The sequence below is a fragment of the Kitasatospora sp. NBC_01287 genome (assembly GCF_026340565.1).
GTDB lineage: Bacteria > Actinomycetota > Actinomycetes > Streptomycetales > Streptomycetaceae > Kitasatospora.
Genome location: NZ_JAPEPB010000001.1, coordinates 3,150,750 through 3,164,698 on the forward strand (window position 1 = coordinate 3,150,750; position 13,949 = coordinate 3,164,698).

The 13,949-nt window shown below is 72.5% G+C and carries 11 protein-coding genes; 4 read left to right on the forward strand and 7 right to left on the reverse strand.

The features are described from left to right. The first annotated feature begins 112 nt into the window (after window positions 1-112). The 3 genes from OG455_RS13175 to OG455_RS13185 all read left to right on the forward strand — a co-directional run bounded on the left by OG455_RS13175 (window position 113) and on the right by OG455_RS13185 (window position 4,802). Window positions 113-2,563 carry a DNA topoisomerase (ATP-hydrolyzing) subunit A gene (locus OG455_RS13175; protein ID WP_266293325.1) on the forward strand — a complete coding sequence of 817 codons (2,451 nt, stop codon included), beginning with the start codon at window positions 113-115 and terminating at the stop codon, window positions 2,561-2,563. A gap of 54 nt (window positions 2,564-2,617) precedes the next feature. Further along, a complete protein-coding gene (locus tag OG455_RS13180) occupies window positions 2,618-3,526 on the forward strand; it encodes a sucrase ferredoxin (RefSeq protein WP_266293327.1) in 909 nt (302 codons plus the stop codon). A gap of 235 nt (window positions 3,527-3,761) precedes the next feature. Next, window positions 3,762-4,802 carry a C40 family peptidase gene (locus tag OG455_RS13185; RefSeq protein ID WP_266293329.1) on the forward strand — a complete coding sequence of 347 codons (1,041 nt, stop codon included), beginning with the start codon at window positions 3,762-3,764 and terminating at the stop codon, window positions 4,800-4,802. Between the two features lie 88 nt (window positions 4,803-4,890). Here the strand turns inward: OG455_RS13185 and OG455_RS13190 are convergent, their stop codons facing one another. The 6 genes from OG455_RS13190 to OG455_RS13215 form a co-directional block, all read right to left on the reverse strand. Then, on the reverse strand, window positions 4,891-6,450 hold the full coding sequence (locus OG455_RS13190) for a cation acetate symporter (RefSeq protein WP_266300756.1): 1,560 nt from the start codon (window positions 6,448-6,450) through the stop codon (window positions 4,891-4,893). A 122-nt stretch (window positions 6,451-6,572) separates the two neighbouring features. Continuing rightward, window positions 6,573-7,064, reverse strand: a complete 492-nt coding sequence (locus tag OG455_RS13195; RefSeq protein WP_266293331.1) for a DUF485 domain-containing protein — start codon at window positions 7,062-7,064, stop codon at window positions 6,573-6,575. Between the two features lie 182 nt (window positions 7,065-7,246). Further along, complete coding sequence (locus OG455_RS13200; RefSeq protein WP_266293333.1) at window positions 7,247-8,008, reverse strand: response regulator transcription factor; 762 nt, start codon at window positions 8,006-8,008, stop codon at window positions 7,247-7,249. A 77-nt stretch (window positions 8,009-8,085) separates the two neighbouring features. After that, a complete protein-coding gene (locus tag OG455_RS13205) occupies window positions 8,086-9,240 on the reverse strand; it encodes a sensor histidine kinase (protein ID WP_266293335.1) in 1,155 nt (384 codons plus the stop codon). A gap of 42 nt (window positions 9,241-9,282) precedes the next feature. Then, window positions 9,283-9,768: a CcdC protein domain-containing protein gene (locus OG455_RS13210; RefSeq protein ID WP_266293337.1), complete on the reverse strand. Its 486-nt coding sequence runs from the start codon at window positions 9,766-9,768 to the stop codon at window positions 9,283-9,285. Between the two features lie 193 nt (window positions 9,769-9,961). Further along, on the reverse strand, window positions 9,962-12,073 hold the full coding sequence (locus tag OG455_RS13215; RefSeq protein WP_266293339.1) for a type IIA DNA topoisomerase subunit B: 2,112 nt from the start codon (window positions 12,071-12,073) through the stop codon (window positions 9,962-9,964). A gap of 503 nt (window positions 12,074-12,576) precedes the next feature. On the opposite strand from OG455_RS13215, the gene OG455_RS13220 reads away from it, so the two are divergent. Beyond that, window positions 12,577-12,807, forward strand: a complete 231-nt coding sequence (locus tag OG455_RS13220) for a hypothetical protein (protein ID WP_266293341.1) — start codon at window positions 12,577-12,579, stop codon at window positions 12,805-12,807. Window positions 12,808-13,024: 217 nt separating this feature from the next. Here the strand turns inward: OG455_RS13220 and OG455_RS13225 are convergent, their stop codons facing one another. Beyond that, the gene (locus OG455_RS13225) at window positions 13,025-13,924 is read right to left on the reverse strand and encodes a serine protease (protein ID WP_266293343.1); all 900 of its coding nucleotides are present in this window, start codon (window positions 13,922-13,924) and stop codon (window positions 13,025-13,027) included. Window positions 13,925-13,949: the final 25 nt, after the last annotated feature.

Here is a 13,949-nt window from a genome sequence, read left to right on the forward strand (position 1 = left end):
GGGTGGCGGCCCTTGACCGGGGGTGTCCGCGCGAGGGTCCACAATGGGGGGCGCCGTATCCCCCGGTGACGACATGTGAAGCAGCTGACAGACGCAAGGGAGCCCCGCCGCGATGGCCCGCCGCAGTTCGCCGACCCCGCCGCCCGGAGACTTCGAGGAGCGGATCCTCGATGTCGACGTCGTGGACGAGATGCAGGGTTCCTTCCTTGAGTACGCCTACTCGGTGATCTACTCGCGCGCTTTGCCGGACGCGCGCGACGGTCTCAAGCCGGTGCACCGGCGCATCCTCTACCAGGCCAACGAGATGGGCCTGCGCCCGGAGCGCGCGCACGTGAAGTGCGCGCGGGTGGTCGGCGAGGTGATGGGTCGACTGCATCCGCACGGGGATGCCTCGATCTACGACTCGATCGTCCGGATGGCGCAGCCGTTCTCGATGCGCGTGCCGCTGATCGACGGTCACGGCAACTTCGGTTCGCTGGGCAACGACGACCCACCGGCCGCGATGCGGTACACGGAGTCGCGGCTGACCGCCGCCTCGATGGCGCTGGTGGAGTCGATCCACGAGGAGACCGTCGACTTCGGGCCGAACTACGACGGCAGCGAGCAGGAGCCGGTGGTGCTCCCGGCGGCTTTCCCGAACCTGCTGGTCAACGGCGCCACCGGGATCGCGGTCGGCATGGCGACCAACATGCCGCCGCACAACCTGAGCGAGGTGGTCGCGGCCGCCCGGCACCTGATCAAGCATCCGAACGCCGACCTCGACACCCTGATGCGCTTCATCCCCGGTCCCGACCTGCCGACCGGCGGCCGGATCGTGGGCCTGTCGGGCATCCGGGACGCCTACGAGAGCGGCCGCGGCACCTTCAAGATCCGCGCCACCTGCACGGTGGAGAACGTCTCCGCGCGCCGCAAGGGCATCGTGGTGACCGAGCTGCCCTTCTCGGTCGGCCCGGAGAAGGTGATCGCCAAGATCAAGGACCTGGTCAACGCCAAGAAGCTGCAGGGCATCGCGGACGTCAAGGACCTGACCGACCGTGAGCACGGGCTGCGGCTGGTGATCGAGGTCAAGAACGGCTTCGTCCCCGAGGCGCTGCTGGAGCAGCTCTTCAAGCTGACGCCGCTGGAGGAGAACTTCGGCATCAACAACGTGGCGCTGGTGGACGGCCAGCCGCTGACGCTGGGGCTGAAGGAGTTGCTGGAGGTCTACGTCGACCACCGCTTCGAGGTGGTCCGCCGGCGCAGCGAGTTCCGCCGCCGCAAGCGGCAGGAGCGGCTGCACCTGGTCGAGGGCCTGCTGGTGGCACTGGTCGACATCGACGAGGTCATCGCGCTGATCCGGTCCAGCGACAACGCGACCCAGGCGAAGGAGCGCCTGATGGAGCGCTTCTCGCTCTCCGAGACGCAGACCGCCTACATCCTGGACACCCCGCTGCGCCGGCTCACCCGCTTCGACCGGGTCGAGCTGGAGGCGGAGCAGACCAAGCTGCTCACCGAGATCGCCGAGCTGACCGAGATCCTGGAGTCGGACAGCAGGCTGCGCGGCGTGGTCTCGGGCGAGCTGGGCGCGGTGGCCAAGCAGTTCGGCACCGAGCGGCGCACGGTGCTGCTGGAGGCCGGCGCGGTGCCCTCGGCGGCGCTCATGGTGCCGCTGGAGGTGGCGGACGACCCGTGCCGGGTGCTGCTCTCCGCCACCGGCCTGCTGGCCCGCACGGCGGACGGCGCGGCCGGGCCGGTGCTCGAAGGCCGGGCCAAGCACGACGTGGTCGTCTCCGCGGTGCCGGCCACCGCGCGCGGCGACGTCGGCGCGGTGACCTCGGCCGGGCGGGTGCTGCGGCTGCCGGTGATCGATCTGCCCTCGCTGCCGCCGCAACCGACCCTGTCGCTGGCCGGCGGGGCCCAGGTGTCGGAGTTCCTGAAGCTCGACGCCGGTGAGCGGCTGATCGCGCTGACCACCTTGGACGAGTCCTCGCCGGGCCTGGCACTCGGCACGGTGCAGGGGGTGGTCAAGCGGGTGGTCCCGGAGTGGCCGGCCAACAAGGACGAGTTCGAGGTGATCGCGCTCAAGGACGGCGACGAGCTGGTGGGCGCCATCGAACTGCGCACCGGCGAGGAGGAGCTGGTCTTCATCACCAGCGACGCCCAGCTGCTGCGCTACCCGGCGGGCCAGGTCAGGCCGCAGGGCCGCCCGGCCGGCGGGATGGCCGGGATCAAGCTGACGGACGGGGCGCGGGTGCTCTCGTTCACCGCGGTGGATCCGGCCGCGGACGCCGTGGTGGTCTCGGTGGCGGGTGCCTCGGGCACGCTCACGGGTGAGGCGCAGACCAGTTGGAAGGTCACGCCGTTCGAGCTGTACCCGCGCAAGGGGCGGGCCACCGGCGGTGTGCGCTGCCAGCGCTTCCTGCGCGGTGAGGACGCGTTGGCCTTCGCCTGGGCGGGCCCGGCACCGGCCCGCGGCGCGGCGGCGAACGGTTCGCCGGTCGCCCTGCCCGAGCGCGACCCGCGCCGCGACGGCTCGGGCACACCGGTGACCACGGCGCTGGCAGCGGTGGCCGGACCCGCCTGACGTCGCCTTATGCCCCCACCCGGGCACCGGACCGCACGGCGGTAGGGTGCCCGGGTGAGCATCTGTACGAGTCTCTCCACCGAGCTGGCCGAGCCGCTGGCCGCCACCGCCGCCACCGCCACCACCTGGCTGCTGATCGAGCAGAGCGGCCCGTGGGGGGCGAAGGCCATGACCGAGAGCCACCTCGACGCCGGGCTGGGCCGCGCGCTGGACGCCGCCTGCGAGGGCACCGGGGTGCGGGTGGCGCTGATCCGCCGTCCGGGCCGGCACGCCGACGACCGCCCGGCGGCCCGGCACCAGGTGATCCTGGCGCACACGGCGCCCGGCCGGGGGTGGGTACGTCGCACCGACGTGGCGGACGTGGCCGAGCTGCTGACGCTGGACCTGGCCGCGGCGGGCGCGGGTGAGCACGGCGGCTTCGGGGTGCCGCACACCGGCGGCCCGCTGGCCCTGGTGTGCACCAACGGACGCCGCGACCGCTGCTGCGCGCTGCTCGGCCGCCCGCTGGCCACCGAGCTGGCGGCCGCGGGGCACAGCGAGGTCTGGGAGGTCACCCACCTGGGCGGCCACCGCTTCTCCCCCACCATGCTGGTGCTGCCGTACGGCTACGCGTACGGGCGGCTGACCGACACCTCGGCCAAGGAGGTGCTGGCGGCCACCGCGGCCGGGCGGATGGCACCGCTCTGGTCGCGCGGGCGCTCCTGCTACGACCGGCCGGCCCAGGCCGCCGAGCAGGCCGTGCGCGAGCTGATCGAGGAGAGTGCCGCGGAGGCGCTGAGCGTGGTCCAGGAGCCGCTGGCGGCCGGCGAGTGGCGGTGCCGGGTGCGCCACGCCGACGGCCGCGCGTGGCTGGTCGAGGTGGTGCGGGGGCTGAGCGAGCCGCCCCGCCCGGAGAGCTGCGCCAAGGCCCCGGGCACACCGGTGCGGATGGACGTGCGGTCGGTGGTGGCCGACCGGAGCTGACGGCAGGCCGTCACCGACGGTGCACCCCCGGTCGGCGCAGTCCACGACGCGGGCGGGCTCGCGGTCTGCTTAGCGTGGCGGCCGTGGGACCCCACCCACGCGAACGGCCTGCCGCCCGCTCCGTTCCCGGAGCCGGCGGGGGGCCGCGGACCTCGCAGTGCGTGCGGGACGGGGCCGTCTCGGTCCGTCCCGCCGTCCCGGCTCCGGCCGGGCGCACGGAAGGAATGCACCGGAAATGAAGCCGGACCTGAACCCGGACCTGACCTCGGCCGACCCGATAGCCGACCGGCCCGAACCCGACCAGGACGCGACGACCGCCTGCGCTCCGCCGCCCGAGGAGGGTCCGCACCACCGGGCCGGCCGACTGCGGCAGCGGGTCGGCCTGGCGGCGGCGATCGTCGCGGGCGCCGGATCGATCGGCCTGGGCGCCGACCTGGCGAGCGCGGCCCCGCTGCCCGAGCACCTTGCCTCGCCCCCTGGCCTGGTCAGCACCGACGACCCGGCGAACGGGGACGATGACGCGGCCGACGGCACCGCCACCACCGGCGACGACCAGAGCGCCGACGACTCGGGCTCGGACGACCAGGGCTACGGCGACCGGAGCGCCACAGACGACAGCTCCGACACCCCCGACACCCCCGACAGCCCCGACACCTCCACCGGTGAACTCAACGGGGACATCGAGCAGGGCTGGGACGGCTCGGTCTACTGGTTCCAGAACAGCAGCGGCGAGTGGCGCTACACCAGCCACCGCGACATCTACCTGAACCGGATCGACTCGGCCGAGGACAGCGGCTCCGCCGACAGCGGCGACACCGCCAGCGACCGGTCCGTCGCGGCCACCAGTGCCGGCTCGGACGCCTCGGACACCTCCGACGCCTCCGACGCCTCCGACGCCTCCGACGCCTCGGGCGGCGAGGTCGAGAGCGCCGTCGGCTTCGCCCAGGCCCAGCTCGGCAAGCCCTTCGTCTGGGGCGGCAACGGCCCGAACGGCTACGACTGCTCCGGCCTCACCCAGCAGTCCTACCGGCACGCCGGCGTCTCGCTGCCCCGGATCGCCGACGACCAGTACGGCGCCACCACCCCGGTGAGCGCGAGCCGCATGCAGCGCGGCGACCTGCTCTTCTGGTCCTCGGACGGCAGCGTCAGCGGGATCCACCACGTCGCGCTCTACCTCGGCGGCAACCGCTACATCGAGGCCGCGCACGCCGGCACCAACGTCCGGACCGCCACGTTGAACAGCGGGTACCGCCCGGACTTCATCGGTCGCCCCTGATCCGCGCGCCGTTCCGGCACGGGGCCCCGGTCACCAGTGGTGACCGGGGCCCCGTGCCGGAACGCGCCTCACCGGCGGCCCGCCGCGGTCAGACCGCGCCCGCGCCGGTGAGCGAACGCACCTCCAGCTCGGCGAACTTGTCCGGATCGGCGCGCTCCTCGCCGCTGACCGTGCCCACCCAGCCGAGCAGGAAGCCGAGCGGGATGGAGATCAGCCCGGGGTTCTCCAGCGGGAACCAGTGGAAGTCCACCCCGGGGAACATCGCGGTCCTGCTGCCGGAGACGACCGGCGAGAAGAGCACCAGGACCAGCGCCGGCACCAAGCCGCCGTAGGTCGCCCAACACGCGCCCCGGGTGGTGAAGCGGCGCCAGAAGAGGTTGTAGAGCAGGGTGGGCAGGTTGGCCGAGGCTGCCACCGCGAAGGCGAGGCTGACCAGGAAGGCGACGTTCAGCCGCTGGGCGTAGAGGCTCAGCACGATGGCCAGGCCGCCGATCGCCACTGCCGCCAGCCGCGCCACCACCACCTCCTGATGGTCCGTCACCGGAGGCCGGTCCTGGCGGCGGAACGCCTGGGCGTAGAGGTCGTGTGCGAAGGAGACCGAGGAGGCCAGGGTCAGACCGGCGACCACCGCGAGGATCGTCGCGAAGGCGATCGCGGAGGTGACGGCGAAGAGCAGGGTGCCGCCGGTGCTCCCCTCGCCGCCGCCCAGATCGAGCGCGAGCAGTGGGACGGCGGTGTTCCCGGCCGAGTTGGCGGCCTTCACCGCCTTGGAGCCGACCAGCGCGGTGGCCCCGAGGCCGAGCACCACGGTCATCAGGTAGAAGGCGCCGACCAGGCCGATCGCCCAGATCGTGGAGCGCCGGGCGGCCCGGGCGGTGGGGACGGTGTAGAAGCGGGAGAGGATGTGCGGCAGGCCGGCGGTGCCCAGCACCAGGGCCAGACCCAGACTGACGAAGTCGAGGCGGTTGGTGAGCGAGCCCCCGTACTTGAGGCCGGGCTCCAGGTAGCGGTCGCCCGCGCCGCTGCTGCGGGCCGCGGCGTGCATCAGCTCGGCGAGGTCGCCCTGGAAGCGGACCAGCACCAGGAAGGTGAGCAGCAGCGCACCGCCCATCAGCATCATGGCCTTGACGATCTGGATCCAGGTGGTGGCCCGCATGCCGCCGACCGTCACGTAGACGACCATGAGGGCGCCGACGGCGACGATGGTCCAGGTCTTCGCGGCCGCCCCGGTGGTGCCGAGCAGCAGGGCCACCAGGCTGCCCGCGCCGACCATCTGGGCGATCAGGTAGAGCAGGGTGACCACCACGCTGGCGCTGCCCGCCGCCGCGCGGATCGGGCGCTGGCGCATCCGGGTGGCCAGCACGTCGGCCAGTGTGTAGCGGCCGGTGTTGCGCACCAGCTCGGCCACCCACATGAGGACGACCAGCCAGGCGACCAGGAAGCCGATGCTGTAGAGCATCCCGTCGTAGCCGTACAGGGCGATCAGTCCGGTGACGCCGAGGAAGGAGGCTGCCGAGAGGTAGTCGCCGGAGAGCGCGATGCCGTTCTGCAGCGCGCCGAAGTCCCGACCGCCGGCGTAGAAGTCCTCGGCGGCCTGGCCGCGCCGCCCGACCCAGAGGGTGATCGCCAGCGTCACCACGACCACCATGGCGAAGAGCACGACGGCCAGCGCGTGGTGCTGACCGCTGGCGGTGACCGCCGGCCTGGCAGTGGCCGGACCCGCGGCGAACGGGCCCGCGGCGAACGGCACTGCGGTGAAGACGGTAGGAGTCATCGCAGCTGGTCCTGGGTGTCCCAGCGCAGCCCGAGGGCGGCTCGGTCGCGCTTGGTGCGGGCGTTGCGGGCGTAGAGCCAGGTGATCACGAAGGTCGAGACGAACTGCAGCAGGCCCAGCAGCCAGGCCACGCTGAACGGGCCGGCGAGCTGGGTGCGCATCAGGTCCGGCGCGGCCGCCTGAGCGGTCACGTAGCTGAGGTACCAGCCGAGGAAGATCGCGGTGGCCGGGAAGACGAACCGGCGGTAGTCCCGGCGGATCTCCTGGAAGGCGTCGCTCTGCTGCACCTCGCGGTAGACCTCGGCGACCGCCGGGTCCGGTGGCTGCGGAGCCAGGGGGACGGTCCGCTGGACCGGGACGGCCGAGCGCGCGGCGCCGGTCCGCCCTCGGGCGAACCGGCCGGCCGTGCCGGGAGTGGACCACCAGTCGAACCGCTGGCCCTGACGGGGTGTGGGACCGGTCGATCCGGTGACTTCGTGCTGTGCCAAGACTGCTCCCTGCACGGGATGCACCACCGAACGGTGGGCGTCGGAGAACGGCACCGGGCACTCCGGACGACCCGCCCCGAAGATCCATTCGGCGTACCGACGGCGCCCTGACGGATCCCATCATTGCGGGTCGGAAACCGAAATATGGCATTCAGCCGGGCTTTTCACCCATTGAGGTGAGGTCAGTCGGTCTGCGAACCACCGGAAAGCCCGTGCCTGAACGCATAACTGACCGCCTGTGCCCGATCCCGCACGGCGGTCTTCGCGAACAGGTTGTTGATGTGCGTCTTCACCGTGGCCGGGCTGACGAAGAGCGCCTGGGCGATCTCGGTGTTGGAGAGGCCGTCCGCGATCAGCGCGAGCACCTCGGCCTCACGGGCCGTCAGGCCGTCGGGCAGCGGCCGGGCTCGGTCGGGCTGCGCGGCCGAGGGACGCGGCGCGGGCCCGCCCGGCGCGGGCCCGGCGGGCGCGGGCGCGCTCTGCGCGGCGGGTCCGGAGAGGCGTTCGAGCAGCCGCCGCTGCACCTGCGGGGAGAGACCGGCCGCCCCGGCCCGGACGTCCGCGACGGCCCGGGCGATCTCCTCGGCCCCCGCGTCCTTGGTCAGGTAGCCGCGGGCGCCGGCCTGGAGCGCGGCGAAGAGCGAATCGTCGTCGGCGAAGGTGGTGAGCACCACGACCTCGGTGCCCGGGTGCTGGGCCCGGATCAGCCGGGTCGCCTCCACGCCGTCGCAGCGCGGCATCCGCAGGTCCATCAGGACCACGTCCGGCGCGTGCTCCGCCACCAGCCGGAGGGCTTCCTCACCGTCCGCGGCCGCCCCGACCACCTCGATGCCGGGCAGCAGGCCCAGCAGCATGACGATGCCCTCGCGCACCACGGTCTGGTCGTCCGCCACCAGGACGCGCGTCGCCGCCCCCGCACCGCCGGCCCCGTTCCGCCCGTTCACCCGCCGCCACCCCGCTCACCACTCGCCGTCCGTAGACCCTCGTCATGCCCGGTTCTACCTCCTGGGCCCCCGCCCGGTCACATCGGCAGCCTCAGCACGACCAGCCAGCCGTCACCGTCCGGGCCCGCCGCAAGGCTGCCGCCGAGCAATTCGGCCCGCTCCCGCATGCCCAGCAGGCCGTAGCCGCTCCCGCTGCCGGCCAGCTCCGCCGCGGCGGGGCCGGGCTGGCCGCCGGTGTTGCGGACCTCCAGCTCCACCTCGTGCTCCAGATAGCGCAGCGTCACGGCGCGGTGCGAGCGGGGCGCGTGCTTGCGGATGTTGGTGATCGCCTCCTGCGCCGTGCGCCGCACCGCCAGGCCGGCCTCGGCGGGCAGCGGGCGGGGCGTACCGGTGACCGTCAGCCGGGCCTGGTCGCGGTCGGCCAGCTCCACCAGGAACTCGCCGACCGGGGTGAACTCGCCGCGCAGCGCGGAGAGCGCCTGCCGGGTCTCGGTCAGTCCCTCCTGGGCCATCCGCCGGGCCGCCACCACCCGGTCCCTGATCTGCTCGCGCTCCGCCCCGCGCTCCAGCATCAGCCGGGCCGCCTCCAGGTGGACCAGCTGGGCGGAGAGGCTGTGGGCCAGCACGTCGTGGATCTCCCGGGCGATCCGGGCCCGCTCGGCCAGCGCCGCGCTCTCCGCCTCGGCGGCCCGCGCGGCCCGCTCCTGCTCCAGCAGCAGCTGGGCGGTGCCCCGCGCCTCGGCGTCCAGCCGCAGCAGGTAGCCGAGCAGCACCAGGCCGACCACGGTGGCGACCAGCGCCAGGTAGCTGTCACCGCTGGCCACGGCGTAGGACGCCAGGGCGCCCGCGCAGACCGGCAGGGCCGCCGCCAGCGGCAGGCGCAGCAGCGAGAGCACCGCGAGGCCGCACCAGATCACATTGCCCAGCAGGACGGCGCCGACGTGGTTCGCCAGCGCCGCGACGACCAGCAGCTGGGCGGCCATCGCCAGGGCCCAGCCGACCCGGTGCCGCTTGGTGCTCCGGATGAACTGCCGGAAGAGGACCGCGGTCGCGACCAGCGCCAGGCAGGCTGCGACCGCGTCCCGGCCGGTGAACCGGCCGCTGTCGACCGTCCCCAGCACCACCGTCAGGGCCAGGGCGCTCCGGCCCCCGACGGTGAGCACCAGGCCGGCCCGCGAGCGGCCCTCGCGGGCCTCCCGCGAGGGCCAGCGCGTCCAGCTCTCCAGTTGCACGGGCTCTCCTTCGACTGCGCGGCGGCCGGTGAGGTCGATGGCTCAGCCCACCACGCCGAACGGCTGCCGGGCGTCGAGGCCGCGGGCCCTCCAGTTCACCACGGCGCCGCGGACCAGCAGCATCACCCCGAAGGTGAGGTAGAGCGCCTTGCTGCTCTGGTGGACGTGCAGCGAGGAGCCGAGGGCGAAGATCCCGATCCGGATGGCGACCATGCCGACCCAGGCCGCCAGCGTGGCCTTGGTGCCCTTGGTCCAGACGCTGCCGTCGCTCGCCCGCCAGACCCGGACGGTCCAGCCCCAGACCGAGCCCATGGCCAGCACCACCAGGAGCGAGCCGGCCAGCAGGGCGATCGCCTCGGCCTTGTGCGCGGGGTCGATCAGTTGCTTGTCGCTGAGGCCGAGGGCGCAGAGGATCAGTGGCAGCAACCAGAAACGCCGCTCGGTGTCGATCTTGCGGGCCCGGAGCTGGCGGCCGAGGACGAGGACGACCACGGCGAGGATGACGAGGATGTTGGCGATGCCGGTCATCGGACTTCGCTCTCTCTCGGCTGGGAGGATCTGACGCCTACGACGCTACGGATCACGGGCGCCCGGCTGATCGGCTCCAGGGTTGAACCAACGGCCGAGGGGCCCTCCACCCGTGGGTGGAGAGCCCCTCGATCGGCTGCCGCGCGGGAGCGGGCACGCCGCCGCGCGGAAGCACGCCCCGCCGCCGCGCGGCTCAGGCGTCGATGCGCGAGCGGTCCATGGTCGCGGCCGAGTCCACGATGAACTCCTTGCGCGGCGCCACGTCATTGCCCATCAGCAGGTCGAAGACGTGCTCGGCGGCGGGCAGGTCACCGAGGTTGATCCGGCGCAGCGTGCGGAAGCGCGGGTCCATGGTGGTCTCCGCCAGCTGGTCGGCGTCCATCTCGCCCAGGCCCTTGTAGCGCTGCACGGGCTCCTTCCAGCGCAGGCCCTTGCCCTGGAACTCCAGCAGGGTCCGGCGCAGTTCGGCGTCCGAGTAGGTGTAGTGGTACTTCTCCTGGCCGCGCTTGGGGTTGGTGAGTTCGATCCGGTGCAGCGGCGGGACCGCCGCGAAGACCCGGCCCTGCTCGACCATCGGACGCATGTACCGCTGGAAGAGGGTCAGCAGCAGGATGCGGATGTGCGACCCGTCGACATCGGCGTCGGCCATGAAGATCACCCGGCCGTAGCGGGCCTGGTCGATGTCGAAGGTCCGCCCCGAGCCCGCTCCTATCACCTGGATGATCGCCGCGCACTCGGCGTTCTTGAGCATGTCCGAGACGGAGGCCTTCTGGACGTTCAGGATCTTGCCGCGGATCGGCAGCAGCGCCTGGAACTCGGAGTTGCGGGCCAGCTTGGCGGTGCCGAGCGCGGAGTCGCCCTCGACGATGAAGAGCTCGCTGCGCTCCACGTCGTCACTGCGGCAGTCGGCCAGCTTGGCGGGCAGCGAGGAGGTCTCCAGCGCGGTCTTGCGACGCTGCGCCTCCTTGTGCTGGCGGGCCGCGACCCGGGTGCGGGCGGCGGCGGCCACCTTCTCCAGCACCGCCCTGGCCTGGACCTTCTCGTCCTTCTTGGACGAGCCGAGGAAGGCCTTGAGCTCGCGGGCCAGCACCGCGGCCACGATCCGGTTGGCCGCCGAGGTGCCCAGCACCTCCTTGGTCTGCCCCTCGAACTGCGGCTCGGCCAGCCGGACGGTGACCACCGCGGTCAGGCCCTCGGTCGCGTCGTCCTTGGTGACGTCGTCCTCGGCCACCCGCAGCAGCTTGGTCGCGCGCAGCGCCTCGTTGACCGTCTTGGCGAGCGAGCGCTCGAACCCGGTGACGTGGGTGCCGCCCTTGGGGGTGGCGATGATGTTGACGAAGGAGCGCAGCGTCGTGTCGTAACCGGCGCCCCAGCGCAGCGCGATGTCCACGCCCAGCTCGCGGGTGACCTCGGTGGGGGTCATGTGGCCGAGCTCGTCCAGGACCGGGACGGTCTCCTTGAAGGTGCCCTCACCGCGCAGCCGCAGCACGTCGCAGATCGGCTTGTCGGGTGCCAGGAACTCGCAGAACTCGCCGATCCCGCCGTCGAAGCGGAAGGTGTCCTCCTGGACCTTCTCACTCTCCGTCAGGCGCTCGTCCCGCACGATGATGGTCAGGCCGGGGACCAGGAAGGCGGTCTGCCGGGCCCGGCTGTGCAGGTGCTCCAGGGAGAGCTTGGCCTCCTTGAGGAAGATCTGCCGGTCGGCCCAGTAGCGGATCCTGGTGCCGGTGCGGGCCTTGGGCACCTTGCGGGTCTTCGCCAGGCCGTTCGCCGGGTCGAACGGGGCGTCCGGGCTCAGCTCGGTGAACATGCCGGGGGTGCCGCGGCGGAAGCTGATCGCGTGGGTGTGGCCGTTGCGGTCCACCTCGACGTCCAGCCGGGCCGAGAGCGCGTTGACCACCGAGGCGCCGACGCCGTGCAGACCGCCGGAGGCGGCGTAGGAGCCGCCGCCGAACTTTCCGCCGGCGTGCAGCTTGGTCATCACGACCTCGACGCCGGACAGGCCGGTCTTCGGCTCCACGTCCACCGGGATGCCGCGGCCGTTGTCCCGGACCTCGACCGAGCCGTCGTCGTGCAGGACGACGTCGATCCGGTCGCAGAAGCCGCCCAGCGCCTCGTCCACCGCGTTGTCGATGATCTCCCAGAGGCAGTGCATCAGGCCGCGGCTGTCGGTGGAGCCGATGTACATACCGGGCCGCTTGCGGACCGCTTCGAGCCCCTCAAGGACGAGCAGATGCCGAGCGGTGTAGTTGGATCCGTCCTCCGCGGCACGCAGGGCGGGTGGCACGGTCGTTTCGGCACTCACGCGGTGCACTCCTCCAATGAGACTTCTGACTCGGTCCGGCGGCGGTTCCCCGGACCTCCCCCAGCCGCGCCCCGACCTCGCGCCCGGCCACTGCACGGATCGCCCCGGCTCCGCAGCTTGTACGCGCTGCGCGAACACGGGCCGAACCCGGTTGGCCGCGCGGGAGTGCCATTTCGCCCGTGCCCGACGGATCCTGGCGGGCCGTCGAACCGGCCGCGAGCGCTGGAACTGCCGAGATGCAGGCTACCGGTGCTCGGGGCGGGGCTTATGCTCCAACCCAGTAGGGGATTATGCTACGCCCACCCTCGGACAACAGTTCGAAGATGCGTTCGAGGTGGTGGACAAGTCGCGGAATCCGGCAGGCATGAACCACCGGCGCCCGGGGCACGTCCTCATCAACACAGCAGAATCCTCAGAGAAGAAAAGCCACGAGCGGGAACGTTTTCGGCCTGGTTGGATGTTGACCCTGGTACGACAGCTCGTCGAGCTAGAGAAGAGGCGACGTGACTACTGTTCTGACACCTGCGAGCCCGCTCACCGCGGCTGACCGCTGCGACCGCTGCGGCGCCCAGGCATACCTGCGCGTCGTACTGGCCAGTGGCGGAGAGCTGCTCTTCTGCGCCCACCATGGGCGGAAGTTCGAGCCGGAGCTCAAGAAGATCGCCGTGGAGATACAGGACGAGAGCGGTCGTCTCGCCACCACGGCGGCCTCGGCCGACAACGACGAGCGCTGATCACCGGCGCCCCCTTTGACGTGCTGAGGTCGACCCTTGCGGGCCGGCCACTGGGCGGCAGGCTTAGCGGCCTGCCGCCCAGCGTCATATTCAGCCGACCGCAGAGCGTCACTGACTGGTCACTGGCCGAGCAGGCGAGGCAGTGACCGCTGGGCACTGAGCACACTGTGTGACCACCGTGACGCGGACCGCTGTGACACTTGACCACTGTGGCAGCTCAGAACTGGGCACTGACCGTGTCCGCCACCGCGGCCAGCCGGGTGTAGACGCCCGGGTGCCCAGCCTCCGCGCAGCCGGCGCCCCAGGACACCACACCGACCAGTCTGCCGTTCACCACCAGCGGACCACCGCTGTCGCCCTGGCAGGCGTCCTTGCCGCCTTCCGACTCTCCGGCGCAGACCATGCCGCGGGCATCGAAGGCGCCATCGGAGCCGCCCGGGTAGTCGCGCGCGCACACCGCGTCGGCCACGATCGGCACATCCACCCCGTGCAGCGTGTTCGCATACGTCGCGCGCCCGCTGGTGTCACCCCACCCGTAGACCTGCGCCCGGGTGCCGGCGGCGTACGGCGCCGTCTCGTCCTGCCCGACCATCGGCAGCACCCCGCGGGGATCCTGCGGGGCAGCCAGTGTGAGCACCGCCACATCCTGCATGTTCTGCAGATACGAGTACTGCGGGTGGATCCAGACGTTGGTGACCGGGACCTCCACACCGTCCTGGCCGGTCAGATCGGTCCGCCCGACGATCACCGCGAGGCCGGGCCGCTTGGTCGGCCGCCCCTCCCGCTCGTCGTAGAAGCAGTGCGCGGCGGTGACCACCTTGGTCGGCGTGACCAGGGTCCCGCCGCAGAACTGACCGGAGCGGGCGTCCCCGAACTGGGCGCGACTGGCGACCGCGACCATCCAGGGCCGCTGCACCGCGGTGTCCGCCCAGCCGCCCACGATCCGGCGGTCGGCCTGTGCGGGCGAGGCGCCGAACGAGAGCATCGCGGCCGGCAGTACGGCGAGCAGCGCCAGTCCGGCGGCTCGCCGGCGCGCGCCGTGCGAGGGGCGGGCGCCATCCGAGACGCTCGGCGCCGGGCGGTTGTCGGTGCCGGGCGGATGGGACGAGAGGGACATCACGGTGCACTCCGGGCGGTTCGAC

Excerpts from the sequence above, each read along its gene's own strand:
- OG455_RS13210 (WP_266293337.1), bottom strand. The coding sequence starts at position 9,768 with ATGACCGGCATCGCCAACATCCTCGTCATCCTCGCCGTGGTCGTCCTC.
- OG455_RS13185 (WP_266293329.1), top strand. The coding sequence starts at position 3,762 with ATGAAGCCGGACCTGAACCCGGACCTGACCTCGGCCGACCCGATAGCC.
- OG455_RS13190 (WP_266300756.1), bottom strand. The coding sequence starts at position 6,450 with ATGGTGGTCGTGGTGACGCTGGCGATCACCCTCTGGGTCGGGCGGCGC.
- OG455_RS13175 (WP_266293325.1), top strand. The coding sequence starts at position 113 with ATGGCCCGCCGCAGTTCGCCGACCCCGCCGCCCGGAGACTTCGAGGAG.
- OG455_RS13225 (WP_266293343.1), bottom strand. The coding sequence starts at position 13,924 with ATGTCCCTCTCGTCCCATCCGCCCGGCACCGACAACCGCCCGGCGCCG.